The sequence below is a fragment of the Gluconacetobacter sp. genome, assembly GCF_047721585.1.
Lineage (GTDB): Bacteria > Pseudomonadota > Alphaproteobacteria > Acetobacterales > Acetobacteraceae > Gluconacetobacter > Gluconacetobacter dulcium.
On sequence record NZ_JBDNXE010000024.1, the window covers coordinates 35,477 to 39,038 of the forward strand.

Here is a 3,562-nt window from a genome sequence, read left to right on the forward strand (position 1 = left end):
GACCGCCCTCGCGCGGGGGCTGGACGTCCTGCGGGGCGGCGCGCGCGCCCCCCCCCAATTTTGGGGTGCGGGTGGTTGCCGCGCGGGCGACACGCCGGCGCGTTTTTTCATGACCCGATGGCCACGGGCCGGATTGGCGATCCGGCCCGCGCGCATGGCCTTAGTAGGTGAAGCTGAGCTGCCCCATGAAGGTCCGGCCGGCGGAGGGCGTGGCGCGGTTCGAGAACAGGCTCTGGTAATTCAGCCTGTTGGCCAGATTGTAACCGTTCATCGCGATCTTCCAGTGGTCGTTGAAATGATGCGAGAGGACGGCATCGAAATCCAGGTTGGCCGGTGCGCGCATCGTATTGGCCGCATCCAGCCAGACATGCTGGCGCCAGGTCAGGCCGCCGCCGAAGGCGATATTGTAGGGTTTGCTCGGGAACGCCTCGTAGACCGACCACAGCGTCGCCTGATTATGCGGCACATATTGCACCTGCCGGCCGCGATTGGCTGCCGTGGCGGAACTGGTCGTATCGCTGTCATAGAGGGCGTAGGTGGCGCTGACGTTCCATCCACGCATGATCATGCCGCCGACAGACAGTTCCAGCCCCTGGTTGCGCTGGCGATCGGAGCTTCCGAGGATTTCGCCCGTGACCGGGTCGGCATTCAGCGCATTGCCCTTTTCCAGCCGGAACAGAGACGCCGTGAAGCCGATCCGGTCATGGAAGGCGCTGTATTTCGCGCCGACTTCGTACAGATTGGCCTTTTCCGGGCTGGCGTAGGAATTGGTGCCCGGACGGATCGGCACCGAGCCGTTGGTGACATACATGCCCATCGGCGTCGTCGAATTGGCCCAGGTGAAATAATAGGTCTGGTGCTCGTCGGGTGTCAGCACCAGGCTGACATTCGGGTTGAAGACGCTGCTGACATTGTGGAAGTGGACATCGGGAAACTTGGCGACGTTGCCCCCGGTCAGATTGTAGCTGGTCTGCCAGCGATCCCAGCGGAAGCCGCCTTTGACCGACAGCCATTTCGTGATCCAGATCTGATCGAAGAAGAACAGGCCGGTATCGAATCCGTAGCCGTTGCTGTGCGGCTTGGCGCCCAGGCTGCCCAGCGTGACCAGGCCGCCCGGATTGGCCTCGCCCGGCACGAGGTCGAGATTGCCGACATACGGATTGGGGTTGACCAGATTGGCGTAGGGCTTCGCCTTCAGATAGGTCGATTGCGAGCGCACGTCGTTGACGCGCTCGATATCGAAGCCGGCCACGATCTGGTGTTTCAGGAAACCGGTGTCGAAATCGGCGACCATGGAGCCGACATTCTGCACCGACCAGCTTGTCTGCTGGTAGGGCAGCGGCGCCATGTAGGTGCCCGGCCCCATGCCGTTGCCGGCGCCGACCGGGCCGGATCGCGCGACGAGGGCGGCGTTGGGGTTGCCCAGGAAGTAATTATTGACGCAGGTCTTGTCGCATGTCGCCTTCGACGCAGCGAAGGTGCGGTAATATTCGCCGCCGCGCAGATCGTCATAAAAGGTGATGTGCTTGTTCAGCCTGAAGGAGAAGCGCGCGGTCTCCATATTGTCGTTGGTGGCGTTCTGGTCGTTGTTCGTACCATAGAAATTGGTACGGCGAATGCCGTATTCGGTAATCGGCGCACCGAAAGCCGCACCCGGCTTTTTGACGACCGGCACGCCGAAATCGGGGATCGAGTTTTCCTGCTGGTGCATATATTGCAGGATCAGCGTGGTGCGCCGGCCCAGCCCGAAGGCGATCGACGGGGCGATGCCCCAGCGATGGGAATAGAGGAAGTCGCGGCCGACGATATTGTTTTCACTGCCCATGCCGGTGATGCGCAGGGCGGTGCCGCTGTCCAGCCGCTTGTTGAAATCGAGCGTGCCCCGATAGTAGGAGCCCGAACCGCCGCTGAACTCGGCGGCGTAACGGTCGGTCAGGCCCGCCGTCTTGGTCTTCATGTTGATCGCGCCGCCGGTGGTGCCGTTGCCGAACACCTCGGACGACGGCCCCTTGATGACGGAAACCGTCTCCAGATTGAAGGCGTCGCGGCTATAAACACCGAAATCGCGCAGGCCGTCTTCGTAGATGTCGTTCTGCGCCTGGAAGCCCCGGATCAGGAACTGGTCGCCATTCATGCCGCCGGCGCCCTCGCCGATGGAGGACGTGACGCCCGGCACGTTGCGCAATGCCTCGTCCAGCGACTTGACGTTCTGCTGCTTCATCAGGGCCTGCGGCACGACGTTGATCTGCTGCGGCGTGTGCAGCACGTCCTGCGGCATCCGCGACAGGCCGGTGGGCTCGTGCAGCGTGTTGAAGCCGTGGCCGACGACCGTCACCGTCTCCGGCGCGTGGCCGCCATCGGCCAGGACCTTATCCGCGTCGGCATGCTTCGCCGTGCCGTCCGGCCGCGCATCGCGTGTGGGCCGCTGGCCGTCGAGCCGTTCGTGCGCCCGGTGCGGATCGGTCGTCGGATCGGGCGTCGCGGCCTGAGCGGCCGAGGCCGCAAGGGCCAGTCCGGTCATGACGGGCAAAGGTTGAAGGCAACGACTGATAAAGCGGCTCATGGCACCCCGTTTCATTTCGATAAAGTGAACGCGGAACCATTATCAATAATGCGAATTATTCGCAATTTAAATGTGACAGAATAATATCGCGCGGCGGCCGTTACGGACCCGGATCACGCCATCGACATCGGCACCCATGATGGATATTCAGAAAAAAATACCTGATATTCCATATCCTTTTCCACTTCGTGAGAAAAATCCGGCCAACGGGATTCCGGTGAGGAAAAGGCGCATACGCGACGACAGGCGCGTCGGTCTGTGACGGTGTTTGTCATTGACCGGCTTGCGATACGCGCCGGCGAGCGAGAACGGCCCTGGTGGCCGCAAGCCCCATATGCGGGAAACGCATGCCGAATCGCATGCCAGAGGGGCTCCGGGGGCGACGGGGGCGCTATGCTCCGTCGCTGGGATCGGACGGCGCGGTTTCCCATCCCGGCCCGATCACGGCCGCGCTGCGCCGCCCCAAGCCGTCCATGCGCAGGACGATGACGTTCTGTTCTTCCAGATAGGTCAGTTGCCGGCGGGCACGGCCGAGCGAGTGCGTGCCATAAACCCGCGCCACCGCCGCATCCGACGGGCAGGGCTGGCCCTCCATCGCGGCGCGGGCGATCAGCAGGAAGATGCCGCGCACATCGTCCGGCAGCGGGGCGGCGATGCGTTCGGCCTGCATCCAGCGGTCGGATTCGGCGGTCTCGGCATCCACGCCCGCCCGCGCGGTGGCCAGCAGGCGGCGGAAGCGCGGCATGTCCAGCGCCTCGCGCCCCATGCCCTCGATCCGGCAGCGGACCAGGAAATCCTGATACAGCACCGGCGGCGGCCGGAAGCCCGCGTCCTCGTCGCGCAGGATTTCGGTCAGGATGGTGAGAAAGCGGCGCTTCTGCTCCGCCTTGTCGGCCGGGGTTTCCACGACCGGCGCTTCCATCTCGGCCTCTACCGCCGCCGAGGCCGCGTGGGCCGCGAGTTGCGCCAGAATATCGGGCGGTGGCGGGGCGGTCGGGC

1 protein-coding gene and 1 pseudogene are annotated in these 3,562 nt (G+C 64.0%); both read right to left on the minus strand.

The window, feature by feature from the left end; genetic code table 11:
* Positions 1–160: 160 nt before the first annotated feature.
* Positions 161–2,563 carry a TonB-dependent receptor gene (locus ABF821_RS06795; RefSeq protein WP_415529491.1) on the minus strand — a complete coding sequence of 801 codons (2,403 nt, stop codon included), beginning with the start codon at positions 2,561–2,563 and terminating at the stop codon, positions 161–163.
* A gap of 391 nt (positions 2,564–2,954) precedes the next feature.
* A pseudogene (locus ABF821_RS06800) lies at positions 2,955–3,562 on the minus strand (ATP-binding protein); the annotation flags it as partial.

Excerpts from the sequence above, each read along its gene's own strand:
- ABF821_RS06795 (WP_415529491.1), bottom strand. The coding sequence starts at position 2,563 with ATGAGCCGCTTTATCAGTCGTTGCCTTCAACCTTTGCCCGTCATGACC.